The following is a 22,869-nucleotide window of genomic DNA, read 5'->3' as shown; positions in this document are numbered from 1 at the left end:
GGCTCCAGACAAAGACTGGCCTGGCTCCGCTCTCGCTTCGCCAGGCCAGTCTTTGATTCGCTTGTTCTACCCCTTGCAGGCCTCTTTTTTGTACTGTCCGCACAATATGGGGCGGTTCATTTGGCGAGAGTATTCATGGAAGCCTCCTTCAACAGAAAGGGGGCTGCTTTGCAGCAGCCCCACCGGTTGCTTTACTGGATGCCCAGTTTGGCGCGGGCTGCGGCCCACTTGGTGTCCAGATCGGCCAGGGTGGCGTCCAGATCGAACCCGTCGGTGAACATCTGTGCGCCCAGTTTCTTGTAGTCGAAGGCGATCTCGTTCTGAATGGCGGTGAAGTCGTCGCCGCCGCCGTCGTACATGACCATCTTGCCATCCGGCTGGGCTGCGTCGGCCTCAGCCAGAACGGGGGCCTTGTCCTTGGGGAAGTTGCTCATGGAGGAGGCGCTGGAAATGTAGGCGATGTAGCCGGGGTACCAGTCCTCGCTGTAGAACCACTCGATGAAGGCGCGGGCCAGCTCGGGGTTCTTGGAGTGGGTGGTCACGCCCATGAAGCTGTCGCCCTGGACGATGTAGCGGAAGGGTTTGCTCTCGCTCTCGCGGACCGGCAGATAGAAGGCGCCCAGCTGATCGATGCTCTCTGCGCCGTTCTCGATGTTCTGCAGGCCCAAGTCGCCCAGCGCGATGATGGCGGCCTTCTTCTGGGCGAAGAGGGCGGTTGCCTGATCGTTGCCCAGGCCCAGGGGGTCCTTGCCAAAGACGCCGCTGGTGAACAGGTCATAAATCCGGTGATAGGCGATGTTGATGTCGGTGCCCTCTGCAAAGGGTGCGTCCACCTTGGCCATGTCGTTCCAGTTCTGGCCGTTGCCGTTCACCAGAGCGGGCATGAACTCCATGAAGGGATAGCCGGGCCACTCGTCCTTGGCGCCCAGGGCAATGGCCATAAAGTCGGGGTCGGATGCGCCGAAGTGGTCCTGCAGCTTGGTGGCTGCGGCCTGGAAGTCGCCCCAGGTGGTGGGAACTTCCACGCCGGCTTCCTCAAACATATCCTTCCAGTAATAGACGTACTCGTAGCCGGCGGTCATGGGAACGCCCAGAATCTTGCCGTCCACGGCGTAGCCGGCGGCCAGGGTGTTGTTCTTGGCGGCCTCGGTGTCGGACAGGTCCAGCAGGTAATCCTTGAACCGGGACAGGGTGAAGGGCTTGTTGAACATGACGTCGGGCTGGGCCTGGCTGGCGCCGGCGGTGCAGGCGGTGCGGACCCGGCGGAGAATCCCATGGAGCCAGAGCTCCCGCTCCCGGGCAGATTCCATCTGCTGCAGGGCGCCCAGCAGGTCGGGCTGTTCGGGCAGGATGGCACCCAGGCTCTGGCCGTACTGGGCCAGACGATGGCTCAGCCCCGCCAGCAGGGCGGCGCACCGGCCGGTGTGGCTTTCGCCGCTCTCTCCCCGCAGGCCCACAAACCAGGCGGCGGCCTCCCGCTGAAGTTCCTGAGGATTGTCGCCCCGCAGAGCGTCCAGAAGGGGCGCGCAGGCGGGGGCCTCCCGGGCGCAGAGCCCGGCCAGGGCCCCATACCGCCACTGGGTGCAGATGGAGCCGGGGCCCCGCAGCTGGGCCAGGGCACAGAGCCCGGCGCACTGCCGGGCCGCCTGGACCGCCTCGGTGTGGGGGATCATCTCGCTGACCCCCACCGCCACCTCCAGGTTCATCATGTCTTTCCAGACGTGCTGGATCTGGCGGACGGCCAGGTCCACCGTGCTCTGAACCCGCAGGGGATCGCTGACCCGATAGTACAGCTCATAGTAGGAGGGATCAATAGCCCGGATGACCCCGTGATTGCTGAGGCGGGGAATCTGGCGCACCAGCTCCAGCATGGGGCGCTGCATCCGCTCCCGCACCTCCCCGCCATACCGCTGGGCCACCTGGGGAAAGTTCTGGACCGAAAAGGCCGCCGCCATATCCCGGATGCCGTCGTAGCCCGCCACCTGGGCCATGAACCGGATGGAGTTGAGGCTGTTGACCACGAAATGGGGGTTGATCTGGCTCTGTAGGGCCTGCATCTCGGCGGTATGCTTGCGGCGCTGGGCCTCGGCATTGATGGCCAGCATGTTTTTCAGGCTCAGGACCATCTGGTTGAAGGAGTCCATCAGATCCCGGATTTCCTGGTGGCCGCTGGGCTGGACCTGGACATCCAGATTATTGTTTTCCAGCTGGCGCATCCCCTGGACCACCGTCTGGACCGGCACCACAATGGCGTTGAGGAAGTACAGGGAGAACACACAGAACAGACCCAGCAGCAGGGCCACCACCAGGAGCAGCAGTCCGCCCACCATCTGGAAACCCTGGGTCAGCAGCCGTTCCTCCACAAAGGTGACCACCGTCCACCCGGTGTCGGGGATGGAGCGGGTGCGGAACAAAAATCCGGCGGTGCTGCCGTCGGGGCGCAGGGGCGCCCGCAGGCTCTTGCTGCCGGGGGTGAACTCCCCGGCGTGCTGAGAGAAGAAGTCCCGCAGGGCGTCGCTGCCGAAGTCGCCGTAAAGGACCTGGCCCGTCTCGTCCAGCAGAACGGTGGAGCCCAGCTCGCTGCGGCCCCGGGCCCGGCGGATGACGTCGCCGGCCTGGGTGGCGGTGAAAAAGGCCATCAGGTCAATCGGATTGCTTTTGTCCACCGAGCGGTCCAGGGCCATGGCGGTGACCAGGACAAAGACGTTGTTCTTCTGGCCGGGATAGGTCAGCCGGACCCGGCTGGTGTCGTAGCCGCCGATGCGCACCTGATTGGGAGAGGCCTGGGCCGCCGTATACCAGGAGGCGGCGCGGACCTCGCTGGAGGTGAGCATGATCTCTTTGTTCATGTAGATGCTGCCGCCGTCCCGCATATAGAACATTCCGCCCAGAATGTCCTCCGACGGGGTCATGGCGGTGTGAAAGGCCCGTTCCAGCTGCTGGCTGGTGGTGTAATACTGCACCGTCCCGGCCGAGTCGTACACCTGGGCGGCCATGGCGGGGAACTCCCCGTCGTTGACGTACACAAAGTGGGACAGCTGCAAAGAGGCTGTCCGCACGTCGGTCTGAAGGACCGAGGCAACGCTCTCCTGGAAGGCGTCGATGGTCTCGATGGAGGCGGCCCGGATCAGGTAGCTGACAATGCTGAAAGCTCCGATGAACACCACCAGAAGAGGAATCACCACCAGAATGATGAAGCTGCGGAAATAAAGCTGTTTGAGCACCGACTGCTTTTTTGTGCGCGCCATAAAATCTCCCCCAAAGGCTCTGGAAGTTGTTTTGCAGATCTATTATAAGGGTTTGCAAACTTTTTCACAAGGGGCCCTTTGGGGGCATTTTTTTGCGGCTTTTGCAAGCGAAAAAGGGAGCCAAAAGGACACACTGGGGGAAACGCAAAAACGGTGGTAGGATGTTGTCAGGCGGCCGGGAAACGGCAGAAAGGAGCGAAACGATGGCGAGAAAAAAGAACGGCAGCCTGTCAGACTTGCAGCGGACCACCGATTTGCTGAGCGGCCTGCTGGTGCAGGAGGCAAGGGCTTTGGACCAGCGGCGGCGTCAGGAGGGCGGGCCGGGGGACATGAAGGCCCTCAAGGAAATCACAGCGGTGCTCAAGGACCTGGCGGCCGTGGCCAGAAGCCTGAGCGAGCAGGGCGGCGAGAGCGGCGGGCCGGAGTGCGGCGTGGTGCTGCTGCCGCCGGTGGAGCCGGGAAAGGAGGAATCAACATGAACCGGCAGGCCCCCATTATCTGGCAGCCCCAGCCCCGGCAGCGGGCGTTCATGGAGCGCAGCGAGCCGGAAGCCCTCTATGGGGGCGCGGCCGGCGGGGGTAAGAGCGACGCGCTGGTGATCGAGGCGCTGCGGCAGGTGGACATCCCCCACTACCGGGCCCTGATTTTGCGCAAGACCTTCCCCCAGCTGAGCGACCTGGTGGACAAGAGCATGAACTACTACCGGCGGGCTTTTCCCGACGCCCAGTACAATGCCACCGCCCACGTCTGGATTTTCCCCAGCGGGGCCAAGATCTACTTCGGGTCCATGCAGTACACCAAGGACCGCACCAACTACCAGGGCAAGGCCTTCGACTTCATCGGCTTTGACGAGCTGACCCACTTTGAATGGGAGGAGTACAGCTACATGATGAGCCGAAACCGTCCCACCGGGCCCGGCACCCGGGTGTATATGCGGGCCACCACCAACCCCGGCGGGGTGGGCCACGGCTGGGTCAAGGAGCGGTTCATCACCCCCGCCCCCGCCGGCACCCCCATTCTGGAGGACTACCAGGTGCGGATGCCCGACGGCACCACCCGGACCTTCACCCGGGCCAGGGTGTTCATCCCTTCCAGCGTCTTTGACAACCCCGCCCTGCTGGCCAACGACCCGGGGTATCTGGCCAGTCTGGCCGCCCTGCCGGAGGCCGAAAAGCAGGCGCTGCTCTACGGCAGCTGGGACAGCTTTTCGGGCCAGGTGTTCACCGAGTGGCGCAACGACCCCGAACACTACCGGGACCAGCGATGGACCCATGTGGTGGAACCCTTCGAGATCCCCAAACACTGGCGGATCTGGCGGGGATACGACTTCGGGTATTCGCGGCCCTTCTCGGTGGGGTGGTACGCGGTGGACGAGGACGGCCGGATCTACCGGATCAAGGAGCTGTACGGCTGCACCGGCCGCCCCAACGAGGGGCTGCGGCTGGACCCGGTGGAACAGGCCCGGCGCATCCGGGAGGCGGAACAGAACGACCCGGTTCTCCGGGGACGGGTGATCCGCGGAGTGGCCGACCCGGCCATCTTCGACGAGAGCCGGGGGGAGAGCATTGCCGCCATGATGGAGCGGCCCCCCGCCTGCATCCACTGGTCGGGGGCGGACAACACCCGTCTGGCCGGCAAGATGCAGATGCACTACCGTCTGGCCTTCGACGGGGAGGGGCGGCCCATGTTCCAGGTGTTCAGCACCTGCAAGCACTTTATCCGCACCATCCCCTCCCTGGTGTACGACGAGAGCAACGTGGAGGATGTGGATTCCCGTCAGGAGGACCACATCTACGACGAGTGCCGGTACGTCCTGATGGAAAACCCCATCAGCCCGCCGGTGCGGCCTGCGCCGGCGCCTCCGCCCGACGACCCGCTGGACCTGCGGCCCCGCAAGAAAACAGCATTCTACAGAATATGAGGTGAAACCATGCACGAACAGGAAATTCAGATCCAGGCCGCACCGCCCATCGGGCCGGAACAGGCCGCCGAGGCAGAGCGCATTCTGCACAAGTACAAGGCCGGCAAGGCGGCGCTGGACCGGCGTCTCATCGACAACGAGCTGTGGTTCCGGATGGCCCACTGGAAGCAGTACAAAAACCGGATGATGGAGGGCAAGCCCCAGCCCTCCAGCGGGTGGCTGTTCAACTCCATCGCCAGCAAGCACGCCGACGCCATGGACAACTACCCCGAGCCCAACGTCCTGCCCCGGGCCGCCGACGATGAAAACACCGCCCGGATGCTGTCCAGCATTCTGCCGGTGGTGCTGGAACAGGCCGACTACGAACAGGTCTATTCGGACAGCTGGTGGCGCAAGCTCAAGCAGGGCACCGGCGTCAAGGGCATCTTCTGGGACCCCACCGCCCGGGGCGGCATGGGCGAAATCGCCATCCGGTCCATGAACCTGCTGATGCTCTACTGGGAGCCGGGCATTATGGACATCCAGGACAGCCCCCACTTTTTCAGCCTGAGCCTGGAGGACTCGGACCAGCTGGCCGCCCGCTGGCCCCAGCTGCGGGGCCGCACCGGCGGCACCATCGATGCGGCCCGGTACATCCACGACGACAGCATCGACACCACCGACAAGAGCGTGGTGGTGGACTGGTACTACAAAAAGCCGGGCCCCGGCGGCAAGGAACTGGTCCACTACTGCAAGTTCTGCAACGGGATCGTTCTCTATGCCAGCGAAAACGACCCCCGTCTGGCCGAAAAAGGCTTCTACGACCACGGCAAGTACCCCTTTGTCTTTGACGTGCTGTTTCAGGAGGAGGACAGCCCGGCGGGATTCGGGTACATCGACATCATGAAGGACTGCCAGAATTCCATCGACAAGATGAACCAGGCCATGGACGAAAACGTCCTGCTGGCGTCCAAACAGCGGTATGTCCTCAGCGATTCCGCCGGGGTCAACGAAGAAGAGCTGGCCGACTTTGGCCGGGACATCATCCATGTGACCGGCCGGCTCAACGACGACACCTTTCATCAGCTTCAGACCGCAGGGCTGCAGTCCAGCTCCATCACCTACCGCAACAGCCGGGTGGACGAACTGAAGGAAATCAGCGGCAACCGGGACATCAGCCAGGGCGGCACCTCGGGCGGCGTGACGGCGGCTTCGGCCATTGCAGCCCTGCAGGAGGCCGGCAGCAAACTGTCCCGGGATATGCTCAAGAGCGCGTACCGGGCGTTTGCCAAGGAGTGCTATCTGGTCATCGACCTGATGCGGCAGTTCTACGACGAGGAACGGGTCTTTCGCATTACGGGGGAGAAGGGACAGAACGTCTTTGTCCCGTTCAGCGGCGCAGCGCTGCGGGCCGTGCCGGCCGCCAGCGTGGGCGGCGTGGAGCTGGGCAGCCGGGAGCCGGTGTTTGACATCACCATCTCGGCGGCCAAAAAGTCCACCTTCAGCCGCCTGACCCAGAACGAGACCGCCAAAGAATGCTACCAGCTGGGCTTCTTCAACCCGGCCAACGCCGACGCCGCTCTGGCCGCCCTGGAAATGATGGACTTTGAAGGAATCGAAAAAGTCCGCCAGCGGGTGCGGCAGAACGGCACCATGGCCCGTCAGCTGCAGATGGCCCAGCAGCAGCTGGCCCGGCTGACTCAGGCCGCCGGAATGGTCCGGTCGGCCGGACGGCAGAAGGCAGCCGGCGCCCGGACGGTCAAGGCGGCCCAGAGCCCCAGCCCCACAGCCGCCGCAGCCCGGGCCATGAACACCAACACAAGGAGGTAACAACGGATGATCCAAGCAATTTACAGCGAGCTGGACGGCCCCGCCGGGGTGACCCGGCGGCTGGAGGTCAAGGGGCACGCCGGCTACGCCCCCGCAGGCCAGGACATTGTCTGCGCCGGGGCCAGCATTCTGACGCAGGCCCTGGTCTGGATGACGGCGGAGGCCGAGCAGGCCGCCTGTACCGCGTCCGACGGCCCCGAGGGGCCCCGGGTGGTGATTACCGCCCAGCCCGGCCCCGACGCCCGGGAAAATCAGCGGATGGCCGGCGGGTTTGACCTGGCCAAGGCGGGCTTTGCCCTGCTGGCCGAGCGGTACCCCGACAACCTGCGGTTTGCCGACACCAGCAGCCGGGGCGAGGAGGGGATGATCGACCTGCAGCTCTTTGCCAAAAAGGACAAAAAGGGTCCCGCCCTCAGCCGGGAGCAGCAGCGCCAGGCCATGGCGGAGGGGACCATGGGCCGCCGCAAAAAGGCGGAGGAAACCCAGGAACCCCCGGCCCAGCCCAAGGACGCAGCCCCCCTGCGGCCCCGGGAACAGCCCCGCCGGGAGCCCATGATGGGCATTGGCGAGGTGGGCCGGTTCATCCGGGCGCTTCACCGCCAGTGGGCCCGGGAGGAGGCCGAGCTGCGCCGGGGCGACCCCAAGTTCTCGTTCCGGGAGGCGCTGAAAAGCCCCGCCATGCGCCGGATGATGCGGATGCCCGGGATGCGGATGCAGGAGGCCTACCATGCGGCCTTTTATGACCAGCTGATGGCCGGCACCGCCCGCACCGTGGAACAGGGGGTGGTGAACCGGGTCCAGGAGCGGGGCGCACGTCCCGCTGAAAACGGCATCCACAGCAAGGCCGCCGTCACCACCGCCCCCGACGTGAGCCGGATGAGCCGGGCCCAGCGGGAGGCCATCGAGCGGGAAGCTCTCCACGGGGCCAAGATCCGGCTGTAAGTTTCAGGATACGCGCCGGCTTCGGCCGGCATGGCACGATAAAGAAAGGACGACTTTATGAATCAGAACGAAATCCGCTTTGACCTGCAGTTCTTTGCCGACGCATCCAGCCAGCTGCAGAACACCACCTCCGCCTCGGGCATGACCGCCGAGATGAAGACCTTCTATGAGAAGCGTCTGATCGACCAGGCCGAGCCCCGGCTGGTCCACGACCAGTTCGCCGACTACTACCCCATGCCGGTGGGCGGCGGCAAGACCATCGAGTTCCGCAAGTACGACAGCCTGCCCAAGGCTACTACCCCTCTGACCGAGGGCGTCACCCCCGACGGCCAGAGCCTGACCGTCTCCACCATCAAGAGCGATCTGCACCAGTACGGCGGCTGGACCCCCCTGACCGACGTGCTGCAGATGACCGCCATCGACAACAACGTGGTGCAGGCCACCCGCATTCTGGCCAGCCAGGCGGGCCGCACCCTGGACACCCTGACCCGTGACGTTCTGGCCGGCGGCACCAACGTCATCTATGCACCCAAGGTGGCCGAGGACGGCACCGAGACCCCCGTCAGCAGCCGTTCCGCCCTGACCCTGGACTGCAAGCTGACCCCCAAGCTGTTCTTCCAGGCAGCCGCCCAGCTGGGCGCCATGAACGCCGACACCCTGGGCGACAGCTATGTGGCCATCATCCACCCCTACGCCGCCTACGACCTCAAGACCAGCAAGGAGTGGATCGAGGTCCACAAGTACGCTGACCCCGAGGCCATGTACCGCGGCGAGATCGGCAAGCTGGGCAACATCCGCTTCATCGAGACCAGCGAGGCCAAGATCTGGAAGGACGAGACCTGCCCCGCCAACGGCGGCGACCATTACGCCGTGTTCGGCACCCTGGTGCTGGGCGCCCACGCCTACGGCGTCACCGAGCTGGAGGGCGGCGGCCTGGAGCACATCGTCAAGCAGCTGGGCTATGGCGACGACCCCCTGAACCAGCGCGCTTCGGTGGGCTGGAAGGGCATGCGCGCCGCCGAGCGTCTGGTGGAACAGTACATGGTCCGTATCGAGAGCCTGTCCAGCTATTCGGCTTCGGCAGCCGCCAACTGAGCCAGAACGGCAGAAAGGAGAAATGACCTATGGCAGAGGACAAGGTCCGCATCCGCCTGTTTAAGGACAACGGCCGCTACAAGGGCGACCTGTTCGTCAGCGTCAACGGCGTCAACTACAAGATTCGCCGGGGCGTGGATGTGGAGGTGCCCCGGGCGGTGGCCGAGGTGCTGGAACACAGCCAGCGCCAGGACGATCTGACCGCCGCCCGCATTGCGGCGGCCGAGGACGCGGCAGGAAAGTAAACTGAATCAGCCCGGCACAGCCACAGACCGGTGTGCCGGGCTCTTTTTCAAAGAAAGGAGGCTTGCAGATGACGGCAGGCGAGGCCATCAATCAGGCCAGGGCGCTGCGCCCGGGCTGTGAGATCGGCGAAGAAACCATGAAGGAATGGCTGCGCAGGGAGGACGGGGAAATCCGCACCCGGCTTTTGGAACCCGCCGGCGCAGACGGATTCGACGGGGCGGGGGCAGACCTGCTCTGGACCGACGGGCTGGCGGACGGCGCGGAACTGCTGGTTCCGTTCCCCTTTGACGGGATGTACCCCCACTATCTGTCCGCCATGGTGGACGCAGCCCTGGGGGAAAACGACCGCTACAGCGGCGAGATGTCCCGCTGCAATGCGGTGCTGAGCGAGTTTGCGGTCTGGCTGCGGCGCAGTTTCCGGCCTGCGCCCCGTTCGGTGCGATGGTAAAGGGGGGAGCGGTATGTATCTGCCTGAACTGCCCTCCCTCAAAAACAGCCGCCAGCAGATGCGGGTGTTCGGGGGTCTGAACGAGACCTTCGGCTGCACCGAGGCGGAGTATGCGGCGGGGAAGAATTTTTCCAGCCGGGATTTCCCGGCCCTGTCCACACGGACCCCCCGCCGCCGGCTGCGGGAGCTGGACAGCGTGGACGGGATGTACCATCTGAACGGTTTTCTCCTCATCCGCAAGGGCGGGCTGACCTACACCCCCGACAGCGGGGACGAGCCGGTGACCCTCAGCGGCGTGCTGGAGGAGGGGAAAAAGATTCTGGTGGGCATCGGCACCCAGGTGCTGATTTTCCCCGACAAGAAAACCTTTGACACCGCCGACGGCACCCTCAAGCCCCTGGGGGCTTCCTGGGGCGGCGGGGGCGCCTCCATCGAGATGACCCCCTGCGACGCCGAGGGCAACACCTACACCGTCCAGAGCTGGGGGCTGGCCGAGCCCGAAAGCCCCGAGGACGGGGAGGTATTCCTGAAAGTGGTGAGCCAGTCCAGCCCCTGGAACGCCGACGGGGTGTTGGAAGTCTACAGCAGCTCGCTGGAGCGGTGGACTTCGGTGACCCTGGATTACTGCCGGATCAACGCCGAGGGGATCGGGAAAAACTTTGCGGTGTGGGACACCGTCACGGTGGAGGGCACCGCCGCCTCGGCCGCCGGGGTGTGCGACGATCTGGACGGGGAGAAAATCCTCTACGACGTCAGCGACGACTGGCTGATGGTCCAGGTGACGCCGGGAGGCGAACACTTCTACGGGCGGGTGCTGCAGACCGGCAAAGAGGCCACATGGACCAGCCTGGACGGCAAAAACACCCTGTCCTATACGGTGGAAAACCCCATCCAGTGTACCCGCCGGGTGCCCGACATGGACTATCTGACCGAGTGCGACAACCGGGTCTGGGGCTGTTCCAGCGGGGAAAATGTGATCTACTCCTGCAAGCTGGGAGACCCCACCAACTGGTTCTCCTACCGGAACACCGCCGCCGACAGCTATGCGGTGACGGTGGGCAGCGACGGACATTTTACCGGCGCGGCCACCTGCATGGGGTATGTGCTGTTTTTCAAGGAGAACACCCTCCACAAGCTCTGCGGCACCAAGCCATCTGACTTTCAGCTCAGTTCCCTGCGGTGCCGCGGCGTGGCCAAGAACGCCGCCGGGAGCCTCTGCGTCATCAACGAAACCCTGTACTATCTCTCCCCCGAGGGGGTGATGGCCTGGGACGGCAGTCTGCCGGTGAAGGTATCCGGCGTGCTGGACCCGGAGGGTCTGGCCGCCGTCCGGCAGGCCGCCGGCGGATGGCTGGACGGGCGGTATTACCTCTGGCTGGGCACCGACCAGGGAGGCCGGCTGCTGGTGTACGACACCGAGCGGGGCCTGTGGCATCAGGAGGACCCCGGAGCGTCCGGCACCCTGGACATGATGTCCAGCGGGCGGCAGCTCTATCTCTGGGACGGCGCGGCCCTCTGGGCGGCGGGCCCGGCCCGGGACGAGGACGCCGTCATGACCGCTGAAGGGGAGGGCCAGGCGGAAACCGGCATCCCCTTCCAGATGGTGACGGGGGACATCGGCCTGGACGACAGCGAGGACAAGTACCTCTCCCGGCTGACCCTGCGGCTGGACGCCCAGCCGGGGACCTGGCTGGAAGTGTGGGCCAGCTGCGACGGCGGACCCTGGGAAAAGCTGGCCGCCGCCCGCACCCGGGATGAAAAGGAAAAGCTGTGCATCCCCCTTGTTCCCCGCCGCCACGACACCCTCCGCCTTCAGCTGACCGGCACCGGACAGCTGACCCTGCGCAGCGTCAGCCGCACCATGGCTGCCGCCCGGGGCGGACTGTAAACGAAAGGAGCTTTTAGCCTATGGCAAGCATTGCAGGGCTGAGCAAGCTGGGCCTGCCCCGGCTGAGCGACAGCATGAACCCGGAGGATGCGCGGGTGATCCGCAACTACCTCTATCAGATGCAGGAACAGTTACAGTATGTTTTGACCAATATCGACACCGACAACCTCTCGGAGGGGCTGCGAAGCCAGCTCCAGGGGAACGGGCAGTGAGAAAGGGGGAGCCAGATGGCAACCAATCGCAAAAATGACCCCTACAGCACCCAGGGCCTCAACAGCAAAAGCGACGTGCAGCAGGCGCTGGCCTCGGCCCAGTACAAGCCGGGGGAGGCGGTGAACAACGCGGCCAGCGCCCTGGAACAGTGGCAGGCCAGCCGGCCCGGCGCCTACCAGAGCCAGTACCAGGACCAGATCAACAGTCTGCTGGACAAGGCCATGTCCCAGGAGAGTTTCTCTTATAACTACGCCTCCGACCCGCTGTACCGGCAGTACGCCCAGACCTACCGCCAGAACGCCCACAACGCCAGCACCGACGCAGCCGCCCAGGCCGCCTCCCTGACCGGCGGCTATGGTTCCAGCTACGCCACCAGCGCGGCCCAGCAGGCCTATCAGCAGCAGATGAACGGGCTGAACAGCGTGATTCCCACCCTGTACAATCTGGCCCTGGACAGCTACACCAGCGAAGGGGATATGCTGATGAACCAGATCAGCGCCCTGAACACCCAGGAGCAGAACGCCCAGGATCTGTACTACCGTCAGCTGGACGACTATTACACCCAGCTGGAACAGAAACAGGACGCCTACGAGAGCGCCTATGCCCAGGACTACGCCCAGTACACCAACTACCTGGCCAACCTGAACGACCTGTACGGCTACTACACCCAGGAGGAAGAGGCGGAGGCCAGCCGCCGCCAGCAGACCTTCAACAACGTCATGAGCGTGCTGGGTCTGCTGGGCAACGTGGCCCAGCTGGCCATCAGCGGCACCACCGGCCTGGGTTCCCTGTTCAGCAATCTGGCCCAGGCGGGCTACAGCATGTACGCCGACAGCCGGGACTACGAGGCCGACCGGGCCGACGCGGCATGGAACCAGCAGATGCAGGAACAGCTCCGTCAGGACAGTCTGGCCCAGCAGTCCTATGAGGACCAGATCGCCGCCCAGAAGTATCAGGATGCCCTGACCCAGCAGCAGTTTGACAACGACGTCACCAGCCAGAAGCTGGCCATCGCCCAGGGCGAATGGGAGCTCAAGCGCACCCAGGCCCAGCAGGAAGCGGCCGCCGCCAGCATGCGGGCGGCCTCCAAGGCATCGGGTTCGGGCAGCTCGGGCAGTTCCGGCTCGGGCAGCAAGAGCAGTTCGGGCTCCAGCGGCGGGTCCTCCGCTTCGGGCACCGCGGGCGGCATGGATTACCTGACCTTTGCCCGGCAGATGCGGTCCCAGGGGTACAGCATCGACGAAATCAAGGATATGTTTGACGCCATGCGGGAAGAGCGTTAATTCCCGGCGGGCCTTTCGCGCCCCCTAGGGGGCGAGAGGCGGACAGAAGCGTCAAAAGAGACCGGCGTGTTGTTTCGCAGAGAAACGGCACGCCGGTTTTCTGCATTTCCGCCATGGACGAGGGAAAAAACGCAGACAGTCCCCGCGGCGGGCAAAGTAAGAAAAAAGCAAGATTTCCCCCGAAGTATCGGCGCGGATTTTATATTATAATACACGGTACACAGGACCGAACCAAACCGATTGAGGTGAGACAGATGAAAAAGCTTTCCATGGTCCATCGGCGTGTGCTGGATGACGCACAGGCGGACATCGGCGCTCTGTACAGGACGTTTCATATTTCCGAGCAGGGCTACAATGAGGAACAGGTGGAAAAAAGTCGCGCCCGGTACGGAGAAAATATTTTGTCGGGGCGCACCGCCGACACGGTTTTCTACCGGCTGCGGCGGGCTTTTGTGAATCCCTTCACGGTGATTCTGTTTGTGCTGGCGGTGATCTCCTTTTTGACCGACGTGGTGCTGGTGTCCAATTTCAGCCGCAACGTCACCACGCCGGTGATTATTTTGGGGATGCTGCTGACCAGCGGCGTGGTCCGCTTTGTACAGGAACTCCGGGCCAAGCGCATCGCCGACCATCTGACCCAGATGGTTTCCTCCACCGTGCTGGTGCTCCGGGACGGCCAATGGGTGAAGCTCTCCTCAACGGAGCTGGTGGTGGGGGATCAGGTGCGCCTGCTGGCCGGGGACCGGGTCCCGGCGGATATCCGGCTGACCGCGGCCAAGGATCTGTTTGTGTCCCAGTCGGTCCTGACGGGGGAGAGCGCCATTGTGGAAAAAAGCGCCGGCGTTCTGCCCCGGGGACAGGCCCGGTCCTATGCCGACTGCAGCAACCTGGTGTTCATGGGATCGTCGGTCACCGGCGGCACCGGGGAGGGCATTGTGCTGGCGGTGGGGGAGGATACCGTGTACGGCGGCTTCTCCACCGCGGAATCCCACCGGAAAAACGGCTTTGACCAGGGAGCCAATTCCATCGCGTGGGTGCTGATCCGCTTTATGGCGGTTTTGATTCCGGTGGTGTTCGTGGCCTGCGGGCTGACCAAAGGGGACTGGATTTCGGCTTTTCTGTTTGCCCTGTCGGTGGCGGTGGGCCTGACCCCGGAAATGCTGCCCATGATTGTGACCACCTGCCTGGCCAAGGGCGCGGTGTCCATGAGCAAAAAGCAGACCATCGTCAAGAACCTGAACTCGATCCAGAACTTTGGCGCCATGGACATCCTGTGCACCGACAAGACCGGCACCCTGACCCAGGATCAGGTGGTGCTGGAATACCATCTGAACGTCAACGGCCAGGACGATACCCGGGTCCTGCGCCACGCCTACCTCAACAGCTACTTTCAGACCGGGTACAAAAACCTGATGGATCTGGCCATCATCCGCAAGACCGAGGAGGCGGAGGCGGAAGATCCCCGGCTGGTGGACCTGTCCGAGAACTACACCAAGGTGGACGAGATTCCCTTTGACTTTGCCCGGCGGCGCCTGACTACCGTCGTGCAGGACAAAACCGGCAAAACCCAGATGGTGACCAAGGGCGCTGTGGAAGAAAAGAAAAGCAATAGCCGGCGCGCAGAAAGGATGCGTTCGGCTATTGCTTTTTGTTTTGCGGCGGAAATGGAAAGCGGGCGTACCCGCCAGAGTACGCCCGCTCCCGTAAGGATTGGAAAAGAAAGGAAAAATGAAATGGAGAGGAAAATTGAGGTAGGAAAGGAAATCAGTTCTTCTTGATCTTGGTCAGAGCCTCGTTGATCTGGCGCTTGACGTCGGAGGAGAAGGACTTGCTGGCCATCTTCATCATGTCGCTCAGGCGCATGGTGCCCATGATGCCGCCCTGATCGTCCTCCTTGTCGTTGCCCATCATGCTCATCATGCTGCTCTTGGCAAAGACCTGCATGGCGTCATGGATGACGGCAGCGGTCTCGCTGTTGGCCAGCAGATCCACCACCCGGTCCTTGATGGAGTAGAAGCCCTCGGGGTAATCCAGAGGCTTGCGGGCAGCGCGGGCGGCGGGGTCGTCAAACCAGTTGGCGGCGTCGTTGCCCTCGGGCAGGTCGTAGGCGTAGTTGTGCTCGGCCACACCGTTCAGGGTGATGGTGTTGGCGGTGACGTCGCCGCACTTGGCGGTGACGGTGTTGGGGCCGTCGTTCAGGGCCACATCCTTGAACACGGCGGCGTGATCCTCAGCGGGCAGGGTGGCAACCTCCACGCCGTTCACCACCAGGGTGACGTTGGGGCAGTTGGTGTAGACGGTGACGTTCCGCTCGCCGGGGGCGCGGTCCACAAACCGCTCGCCGCAGACGTGCATCATGGGCTCGGTGGTCCAGTAGGCCTGGTAGATATAGAAGGCGTCCTTCTTGAGCTTGCGGTCGTAGGTCACCAGGCCCTTGTTGTTGCGGCCCTGGATGCCGCCCTCGTCGCGGCCGTCGGCGGCGAAGTCGAACATATTCCACAGGTGGGTGGCCCACAGGTAGGGACGGGTGGCGAAGGTCTTGAGCATCTCGTGGTGATACTCGCAGGCGTACTCCTCGGTGTAGTCGTGGTTCTCAGGGTAGGCGGAGTGCCACTTGGTGATGGCCTCCGAGCCGTACTCGGACACGCCCAGGCAGCGGTCGGGGTACAGGGCGTGGAACTTGTCCAGCCAGGGGCCGTTGTCGGAGGCCTCGCCGAAGTACCAGCCGAAATAGTGGTTGTAGCTGACCACGTCGGTGATGGTGTTGTGCTCGCTCTCCATGGGGGTCATGGAAACCTGGGCCATGGTGGTCATGCGGCTGGGGTCCATCCGCTTGGCCAGGGCATTCAGCTCACGCAGGTTCCGGCGCAGGTCCTCGCGGTCCTTGCCGATGAGGATCTCGTTGGAAATGCCCCAGAAGAAGATGGAGGGATGGTTGTAGTTCTGGCTGATGAGCTCGGTCATCTGGCTGATGGTGTTGTCGTGGGCCTCCTTGCCGGGGATGAAGCGGCTGATGAAGGGGATCTCGGCCCAGACCACGAAACCGGTGTGGTCGCACAGGTCGTAGAAGTACTGGTCGTGCTGATAGTGGGCCAGACGGACGGTGTTGGCGCCCACTTCCTTAATCAGGGCGATGTCCTCCTCGTGGTCGGCGCGGCTGATGGCCCAGCCCTTGTCCAGACGGTCCTGATGGCGGGCGACGCCGTGCAGAGGCACGTTCTTGCCGTTGAGCCAGAAGCCGGTGTTGGGGTCCACGTGGAAGGAGCGGTAGCCGTAGTCCACGGCCACGGTGTCCAGCACTTCCTCGCCGCGGGTGATGGATGCCTCGGCGGTGTAGCAGTAGGGATCGGCCATGCCGTTCCACAGGTGGGGGGCCTTGACCGCCAGGGTCATGACCAGGTGGGGCTCGGCGGGGGCCGAGCCGGAGGCCACCACGGCGCCGTCGGCGTCCTTCAGGTCCACGCTGACGGTGCAGCCCTCAGCCTCCACCGGGAACAGGTCCAGACGGGTGGCGCCCGAGACCATGGGGGTGACGAACACGGCGCTGGTGCCGCCCTTCATCAGGTCGAAGTGGGCGGGGGAAGTCTCAATAAAGCTGACCTCGCGGTACAGGCCGCCGAAGAAGGTGAAGTCTGCGGTCTGGGGGTAGATGTCCGACACAGCGTTGGACACGTCCACACGCACCACGTTGCCGGTGGGCTTCATGGCGGGGGTCAGGTCAAAGCGGAAGGTGGAGAAACCGCCCTTGTGCTCGCCCATCAGGCGGCCGTTGCAGTAGACGGTGGCCACATGGTTGACGCCCTTGAACTCGATGAACTGACGTTTGCCGTCGGTGGGGTCGGGAATTGCAATCTCATAGGTGCCGACGCCGCGCCAGTAGTCGTTGCCGCCGTCCTGGCCATCCTTCGCGTTCCAGGTGTGGGGAAGTGCGACCGTGGCAAAGGGCTCGCCGCCCTTGGAGAAGCGGGCAGAGGTGAGGAGTGTGGTTGTGCGCATGGGTCATGGCTCCTTTCAAATCAAGAAACAGTCGGGCACAGCGGCGGACCGGGCCGGCGCCGTGCATTCCTTTGTACTGGTTTTAGTATATCATCCCGTGGAAAAAGACGGTAGGAATATTTTGGGAAAGTTCCGTATAATTTTTGTGCTATGGAGGATGGATTTAGATAATGTTCATAAAATGCTTAAAAAGCGACACGCTTTAGGGGGAACCCATTTCTGCACGCATACGCGTGACAGAAATTCCTTCCCCCTAATATCCCCCTGGGGACAAAATTTGCCGCAGAACCGCGCACGCGGCCTTGCGGCCTTGCACACTCTCTGCGGCAAATTTCCCTGTAGGTGTCCCGGCCGTACGCACATGTCGTCCGGCCGGGACTTTTTTGACAGACTGGCCCCCGCGCCATGGGTGAACGGGGCGGGGGCTGTGGATGAATAAAAGGAGGTCTGTTTTACGACGCTTGCTGTTTGGTATTTACTGGTTACTCTGCAATACGGGCAGGCCGTCCGTGCCAAGTTTCCATTGATAGTCGTTGCCGGTAAGGGCAGCGTTCATGCCACCAACAGCGGTCTGCCAAGTAACGGTCGAGTTGTCCACCTTCGTGGTTCCGGTGATGTCATATCCACCCCAAACGCCATTGCTAATTCCATCACCGCTCCAGTAGCAAGCGGTGATTTTTCCATCATAAGAACCAGCATTCAAATTGAATACTGCTATACCACCTACGTTGCTTCCTCCGGTTATCGTACCGTTGAACCAACAGGCGGTGATGGTGCCATAATTGATTGCCGCGATACCACCGACAGCACCATTATTAGTCGTATTCGTCAGTGTCCCCATTACGGAGCAGGCGGTGATAGTGCCGTTGTTACCATGGGCTATTCCGCCCATAGCCGTACTGCCGTTGTAAGTGACATCTTTCAGTTGCAGGTTCATGACCTTTCCACCACCGCCGATGACATGGAATAATGCTACCGCCTCACTTGGAGATGAGATATTCAAGCCCGTGATGGTATGCCCCTGCCCGTCGAAAGTGCCGTTGTATGTTTGACCGCTATTACCTACCGGTGTCCACTCCTGGCCCGTTAGGTTAATGTTTTCGGTGAGGGTGCAGTTCAGCGTGTAGTCGCTTTGCGCAGCTTCGTTCCATGCCAGCAGGCCGTTTTCGTTGGAGACATAGTAGGTCTTGCCGTCCTCTGATACGGTATATCCCTTGTCCTCACTTACGGTTATGATGATGGTGCCCGTTTTGGTGATAGCTCCTTCTGTATACGTCACCGTGAGGGTATAGCTGCCCGCTGTGGTGAACGTGTAAGAACTGCCAACGGTCTGGCCGTCCTTGTCTGTAATGGTATAGTTGTTTATTATTGTGCTACTGCCATTGGAATAGTAGGCAGTAACCACCAAGCCGGTGCGGTCAAAGGTTTCGTCTATCTCATATGCTATTTTATCAGGTCCAGTCACGGTGATGCTTTGCAGGGTGACCGGTTTGGCCTGGACGGTTATGGAAACGTCAGCAGAAGCGGACCCTTTTCCATTCTCCGTATAGGTGATGGTGATGGTGGTATCAGTTGTACTCAGAGCCCCGTCCGGCGTCCAGCTGACGCCCTGGTTGCCGTTTTCCTTGATATCCTTCAAGGTCTTGGTGGTGTTGTTGGAATAGGTGGCGGTGATGACCATATTGGCCGGGTTGAAGGATTCACCCACCCAGTATGTGGTTTTGGGTTGTGTTGTCACCGCAATGCTCTCCAGGGTGACGGGGTCGGGCTTGTCCTCGGTGCCGGCCTTGTCCACGGTAGCCTTCACCAGGATGGCGTAGCCGTTTTCCGTCTCCACCATGGCAAAGCCGGAGGAATACTGGCCGTCAGCGGGCAGAGCGGCAAAGACCTTGTCCAAATCCAGATAGACCGACCGGGCCGCGGCGTCGGGGTCAGTGCCGGGGTAAATGATCAGGGTCCAGGCGGTGTCCCCCTGTTGGCCGCTGCCCAGCCTCTGGAAGCTGATCCCGCCCCCCAGCAGCTGTTCCAGTGCGGCGCGGAGTTCCTCATCGGTTTCGCTTTCGCTGATGGCCTGGCGGAGCTTGGCTTCCAGGTCGGAGTCGATCTCCACCGATACGTTTTGGTACTGGCCGTCCAGAAGGTTCAGCAGCATTTGGGAAAGGGATTGATTCCTTCCGCCGCCGCAGCCCGCCAGCAGGGCGAGGACCAGCGCCGCCGACACCAGCAGCGCCGTGACTTTTTTCGCAAGCATGATGGTTTCCTCCTTTGATTGGTCTATTCGGAAAAGTGTACCTTTCCGGACGTCTCAAAGGGGGCAGTTTATTCCTTTAAATGGATTGATACCAGGATCTTTTTCTGGTATAATTTTACATGACAGATGTCCAAACATCCCGTCCGGAAAGGTACACTTTTCCGGACGGTTTTTGTTTGGGCGCAAAAAAGCCCCCGCGCCCGGGGCAAGCCAGGCGCGGGGGATGAAAAATAGGGTCCCGCAGGGTTTTATACGCCGGAGTAGGCCGAGAATCCGCCGTCCACCGGCAGGGTGACGCCGGTGATGAAGCTGGCGGCCTTGTCGTTCACCAGGAACAGCAGCGCGCCCTCCAGCTCGGCGCTGTCGCCGAAGCGGCCCATGGGGGTGGCGGCAAGAATCTTGCCGGTGCGGGCGGTGGGGGTGCCGTCCTCGTTGTAGAGGAGCTGCTTGTTCTGCCCGGCGGCGAAGAAGCCGGGGGCGATGGCGTTGACCCGGATGCCCTGGCGGCTGAAATGCACCGCCAGCCATTCGGTCAGGTTGCTCACCGCCGCCTTGGCCCCCGAGTAGGCGGGGATTTTGGTCAGGGGGATGTGGGCGTTCATGCTGGAGATGTTCAGGATGCAGCAGCCAGAGCGGCCCAGCATCTGGGACACAAAGGCCTGGGTGGGCAGGATGGTGCCCAGGAAGTTCAGGTCAAAGACCCCGGTCACCGCCTCGGGGGACAGGTCAAAGAAGCTGCGGACGTTCTCGGCGGTGATGTCGCCGTCCTCATAGTATTCCTTGTCGGTGGTGGCCTTGGGGTTGTTGCCGCCGGCGCCGTTGACCAGGATGTCGCAGGGGCCGAAGTCGGCCAGCACCTGGGCCGCGGCGGCCTGGCAGCTGGCTGCGTCCACCACGTTGCAGGGGTAGGCTTTGGCAACGCCGCCCTCGGCGGTGATTTCATCGGCGTAGACCTGGGCCTTGGAGGCGGTGCGGTTCAGCAGGGCCACCTTGGCCCCGGCCCGGGCCAGAACCTTGGCCATGTCCGAGCAGAGCACGCCGCCCGCGCCGGTGACCACGGCGACTTTGCCGGTGAGGTCGGTATCCAATACGTTTTTCTGCATCCTGTGTTCCTCCTGTGGACGGCCCTTAGTAGCGCAGGCCGAAGTTCAGCTCGTAGTAGTTGCCGGCGGCGTCGCGGTAGGCGTAGGCCTTGCCGTTCTCGTCCTTGAGGGCGTCGGCCATGTACTGGTCCTTGTCGTAGCCGGGCACGTCGTTGGGGCTGGCGCAGATGCCGTCGGCATTCACGGCCAGGACCTCATCGCCCCGGGGCAGGGTGATGGGCAGGCGGCCCACCGGTGCAAACCGGCCGAAAATCACGTCCATGGTGGCGGAGGGGTAGGTGTCGAAGCCGGCGGTCAGGGCGTCGGCGTAGGGCTCCACGTTGCCCACCATCCAGGCCAGGGGGAAGTTGATGTTGGCGATGACCTTGCCGCCGTGGGCACGGACCGCCGCAGCAATCTCGGGAATCCGCTTGGCGCCGGACAGGGTGGTCTCCAGATGGGTCTCGGCCAGAGGCTTGCCGTCGGCGCCCACGTTGCAGACTTCCTTGTCCTCGCAGATGTCCAGCTCCAGATAGCCCGGGGTGGCGTTGAAGTAGGCGCCCGAGGAAGGGCTCACCATCAGGATGGCGTAGTCGGCCTGGGCGGGGTCGTCGGTCAGGTGGTAGTTGGCCAGCATCTCCCGCAGGGCCTTGGTGGCGGCGGCGCCGCCCTCGGCGGTCTTGGCGAAGGCCTCGGCGTAAATCTTGCTGCCCGACAGCTTGTCGCTGGTGAGGGGCAGGGTGCGGTCCTGGTTCTTCAGCAGGACCACGCTCTCACGATGGACCAGGGAAGCCTCGTTCCAGTCGGCCTCGTTGGCCACCACCTCGGCGGCGGTCTTGGGGTCGGCGTAGGGGTTCTCGAACATGCCCTGCTGGAACAGCTCGGTGAGGGTGCGGGTGACGGCGCGGTCCAGGCTGGCGTCGGTCAGCACCAGATCCTCTTTCTTGAATCCCTCGGGAACCGGGTGGGTGTCGTAGTAGCCGTTGGTGGCGCGCTCATAGGCTTTGCGGCCGTCGGCGTTGTCAAACAGGCCGCTGATCAGGTCCACGCCCGACTGGGTGACGGCAAAGCCGATCCGCTCGGGCACGTCCAGAGCCTCGACGCCCCACTTCATGTTGTGGGTGATGCCGGTATCCGAGTTGATGTAGCCCTCAAAGCCCATCTGGCCCCGCAGGATGCCGTCGATGAACACCTTGTTGTAGGCGAAGCCGTAGGGGTCCATCCGCAGGGGATTGCCCTCGCAGTCGGTCTGGGGGCCGCTCTTGGCGGCAGCCGGCTTGGAGTAATAGGGCATGATGGAGGCGGCGTGGTACTTGACGGCGGGGCGGAAGGTGGGGATGTGGTATTTCTGCAGAGAGCCCTCGGTGGCGTAGACGTTCCACTGGCCGGCGGCGTAGTGGGGGTCAAAGCCGTTCTCGCGGGCGCCGCCGCCGGGGAAGTGCTTGACGGTCATGGAGACGCCGTCCTTGGTGACGCCGTCGGGGCTGCCCTGGATGCCGGGGATCAGCCGCTCAAAGATCTTCTCGATCAGGACGGGGTCCTCGCCGAAGGTGCCGAAGGTGCGCTGCCAGCGGGGATCGCTGACGCAGTCGGCCATGTACATATAGCCCTTGCGCAGGCCGCAGGCCGACCATTCACGGCGGATGCAGTCCGCAAACTTGTCGATGATGGCCAGGTCGCCGTCCTCGCCCCGGATGGCGGCGGCAATGCCCATGGTGCCGGGCCAGGTGGCAAAGACGCCGGAGGCGTCGTTCATGCCAAAGACCACCTCGCCGTTCTCATTGCGGGAGTTGGACACCACTTGCACCGGGACAAAGTGGTCGCACTCCTCGGCCACGGCGTGGAGCTGGTTGAGCCAGTCGGCCATGTAGGAGGGGGTGGGGTTGGCGCGGAGGATCAGGTGGCGGTTGAACCAGTCCTTGATCAGGGTGGTGGTGCCGGGCAGGTGCTGCTCGCCGAAAATGGTCTTGCCGTTGAACTCGGCGTCGTCCAGGACGCCCGACTCATCGGGAATCACCTTGTGGTCGGCGCTGGGGGCGGGGCACTCAGCGCCCATCCGCCAGTCCGAAATGAACAGCTGGGCAATCTTCTCCTGAACGGTCAGGGTCTTGACGTAGGCGGCGGCCCGCTCGGCGGGGGACAGGCGCCAGTCGTTGACGGCGGTCACCTCGCCGGTGCCGTCGATATCCTTAAAGGTCAGGCCGTCCTTCTCGATGACGCGGCGGGACACCGTGCCGATGGTGGGGCCGTTGGAATTGTGGTAATATTTAAGGTTGTCGGATGCTTTTTTTGCCATGAAGCGTTCCTCCTTACAGAAACAGAAAAGACGCAGGTGGACCGGCGGGTGAAACCGGCAGGCGGACCGTGGGTGTCGAGTCCCATAGTATTTTTATTATCGCATAAATACACAGAAAAAGGGAAGGATTATTTTTGGGCGAATCCGTAGA

15 protein-coding genes and 1 pseudogene are annotated in these 22,869 nt (G+C 63.0%); 11 read left to right on the top strand and 5 right to left on the bottom strand.

The features are described from left to right. Nucleotides 1-191 precede the first annotated feature (191 nt). The gene (locus tag B5G28_RS15240; protein ID WP_087248061.1) at nucleotides 192-3,248 is read right to left on the bottom strand and encodes an extracellular solute-binding protein; all 3,057 of its coding nucleotides are present in this window, start codon (nucleotides 3,246-3,248) and stop codon (nucleotides 192-194) included. A 203-nt stretch (nucleotides 3,249-3,451) separates the two neighbouring features. Here B5G28_RS15240 and B5G28_RS09100 point away from each other — a divergent pair, with 203 nt between their 5' ends. From B5G28_RS09100 to B5G28_RS09050, 11 genes and pseudogenes are all read left to right on the top strand, one after another. Then, a complete protein-coding gene (locus B5G28_RS09100; protein ID WP_087248059.1) occupies nucleotides 3,452-3,727 on the top strand; it encodes a hypothetical protein in 276 nt (91 codons plus the stop codon). Beyond that, complete coding sequence (locus tag B5G28_RS09095) at nucleotides 3,724-5,169, top strand: phage terminase large subunit (RefSeq protein WP_164488766.1); 1,446 nt, start codon at nucleotides 3,724-3,726, stop codon at nucleotides 5,167-5,169. Before B5G28_RS09100 ends, B5G28_RS09095 begins: the two co-directional genes overlap by 4 nt. Before the next feature lie 9 nt (nucleotides 5,170-5,178). After that, nucleotides 5,179-6,978, top strand: a complete 1,800-nt coding sequence (locus tag B5G28_RS09090) for a hypothetical protein (RefSeq protein ID WP_087248058.1) — start codon at nucleotides 5,179-5,181, stop codon at nucleotides 6,976-6,978. A gap of 6 nt (nucleotides 6,979-6,984) precedes the next feature. Continuing rightward, nucleotides 6,985-7,920 carry a ribosomal-processing cysteine protease Prp gene (locus B5G28_RS09085; RefSeq protein ID WP_087248056.1) on the top strand — a complete coding sequence of 312 codons (936 nt, stop codon included), beginning with the start codon at nucleotides 6,985-6,987 and terminating at the stop codon, nucleotides 7,918-7,920. 57 nt (nucleotides 7,921-7,977) lie between these two features. Then, entirely contained in the window at nucleotides 7,978-9,015 is a 1,038-nt protein-coding gene (locus tag B5G28_RS09080) for a N4-gp56 family major capsid protein (protein ID WP_087248054.1), read from the top strand. 29 nt (nucleotides 9,016-9,044) lie between these two features. Next, the gene (locus tag B5G28_RS09075) at nucleotides 9,045-9,260 is read left to right on the top strand and encodes a hypothetical protein (protein WP_087248052.1); all 216 of its coding nucleotides are present in this window, start codon (nucleotides 9,045-9,047) and stop codon (nucleotides 9,258-9,260) included. 68 nt (nucleotides 9,261-9,328) lie between these two features. Next, nucleotides 9,329-9,709, top strand: coding sequence for a hypothetical protein (locus tag B5G28_RS09070; protein ID WP_087248050.1), 381 nt, complete (start codon nucleotides 9,329-9,331; stop codon nucleotides 9,707-9,709). A gap of 13 nt (nucleotides 9,710-9,722) precedes the next feature. Continuing rightward, the gene (locus tag B5G28_RS09065; RefSeq protein ID WP_087248048.1) at nucleotides 9,723-11,597 is read left to right on the top strand and encodes a hypothetical protein; all 1,875 of its coding nucleotides are present in this window, start codon (nucleotides 9,723-9,725) and stop codon (nucleotides 11,595-11,597) included. A 20-nt stretch (nucleotides 11,598-11,617) separates the two neighbouring features. Next, entirely contained in the window at nucleotides 11,618-11,809 is a 192-nt protein-coding gene (locus B5G28_RS09060) for a hypothetical protein (RefSeq protein WP_087248046.1), read from the top strand. Between the two features lie 15 nt (nucleotides 11,810-11,824). Then, nucleotides 11,825-13,093, top strand: a complete 1,269-nt coding sequence (locus B5G28_RS09055) for a cell envelope biogenesis protein TolA (protein WP_087248044.1) — start codon at nucleotides 11,825-11,827, stop codon at nucleotides 13,091-13,093. 269 nt (nucleotides 13,094-13,362) lie between these two features. Beyond that, a pseudogene (locus tag B5G28_RS09050) lies at nucleotides 13,363-14,691 on the top strand (HAD-IC family P-type ATPase); the annotation flags it as partial. A 166-nt stretch (nucleotides 14,692-14,857) separates the two neighbouring features. Here B5G28_RS09050 and B5G28_RS09045 read toward each other — a convergent pair. From B5G28_RS09045 to B5G28_RS09025, 4 genes are all read right to left on the bottom strand, one after another. Then, nucleotides 14,858-17,089 (bottom strand): glycoside hydrolase family 2 TIM barrel-domain containing protein, encoded by a 2,232-nt coding sequence (locus B5G28_RS09045; RefSeq protein WP_087248040.1) that lies wholly within the window; start codon nucleotides 17,087-17,089, stop codon nucleotides 14,858-14,860. 475 nt (nucleotides 17,090-17,564) lie between these two features. Beyond that, entirely contained in the window at nucleotides 17,565-19,340 is a 1,776-nt protein-coding gene (locus B5G28_RS09035; RefSeq protein WP_087248036.1) for a bacterial Ig-like domain-containing protein, read from the bottom strand. Between the two features lie 248 nt (nucleotides 19,341-19,588). Beyond that, nucleotides 19,589-20,443, bottom strand: coding sequence for an SDR family oxidoreductase (locus tag B5G28_RS09030; protein WP_087248034.1), 855 nt, complete (start codon nucleotides 20,441-20,443; stop codon nucleotides 19,589-19,591). Nucleotides 20,444-20,468: 25 nt separating this feature from the next. Continuing rightward, nucleotides 20,469-22,718: a glycoside hydrolase family 3 N-terminal domain-containing protein gene (locus B5G28_RS09025; RefSeq protein WP_087248032.1), complete on the bottom strand. Its 2,250-nt coding sequence runs from the start codon at nucleotides 22,716-22,718 to the stop codon at nucleotides 20,469-20,471. Between the last annotated feature and the right edge of the window lie 151 nt (nucleotides 22,719-22,869).

The sequence above is a fragment of the Faecalibacterium sp. An77 genome, assembly GCF_002161315.1.
Lineage (GTDB): Bacteria > Bacillota > Clostridia > Oscillospirales > Ruminococcaceae > Faecalibacterium.
The sequence above is the reverse complement of the archived record's forward strand: the minus strand, read 5'-3'. Positions and strand labels throughout refer to the sequence as shown.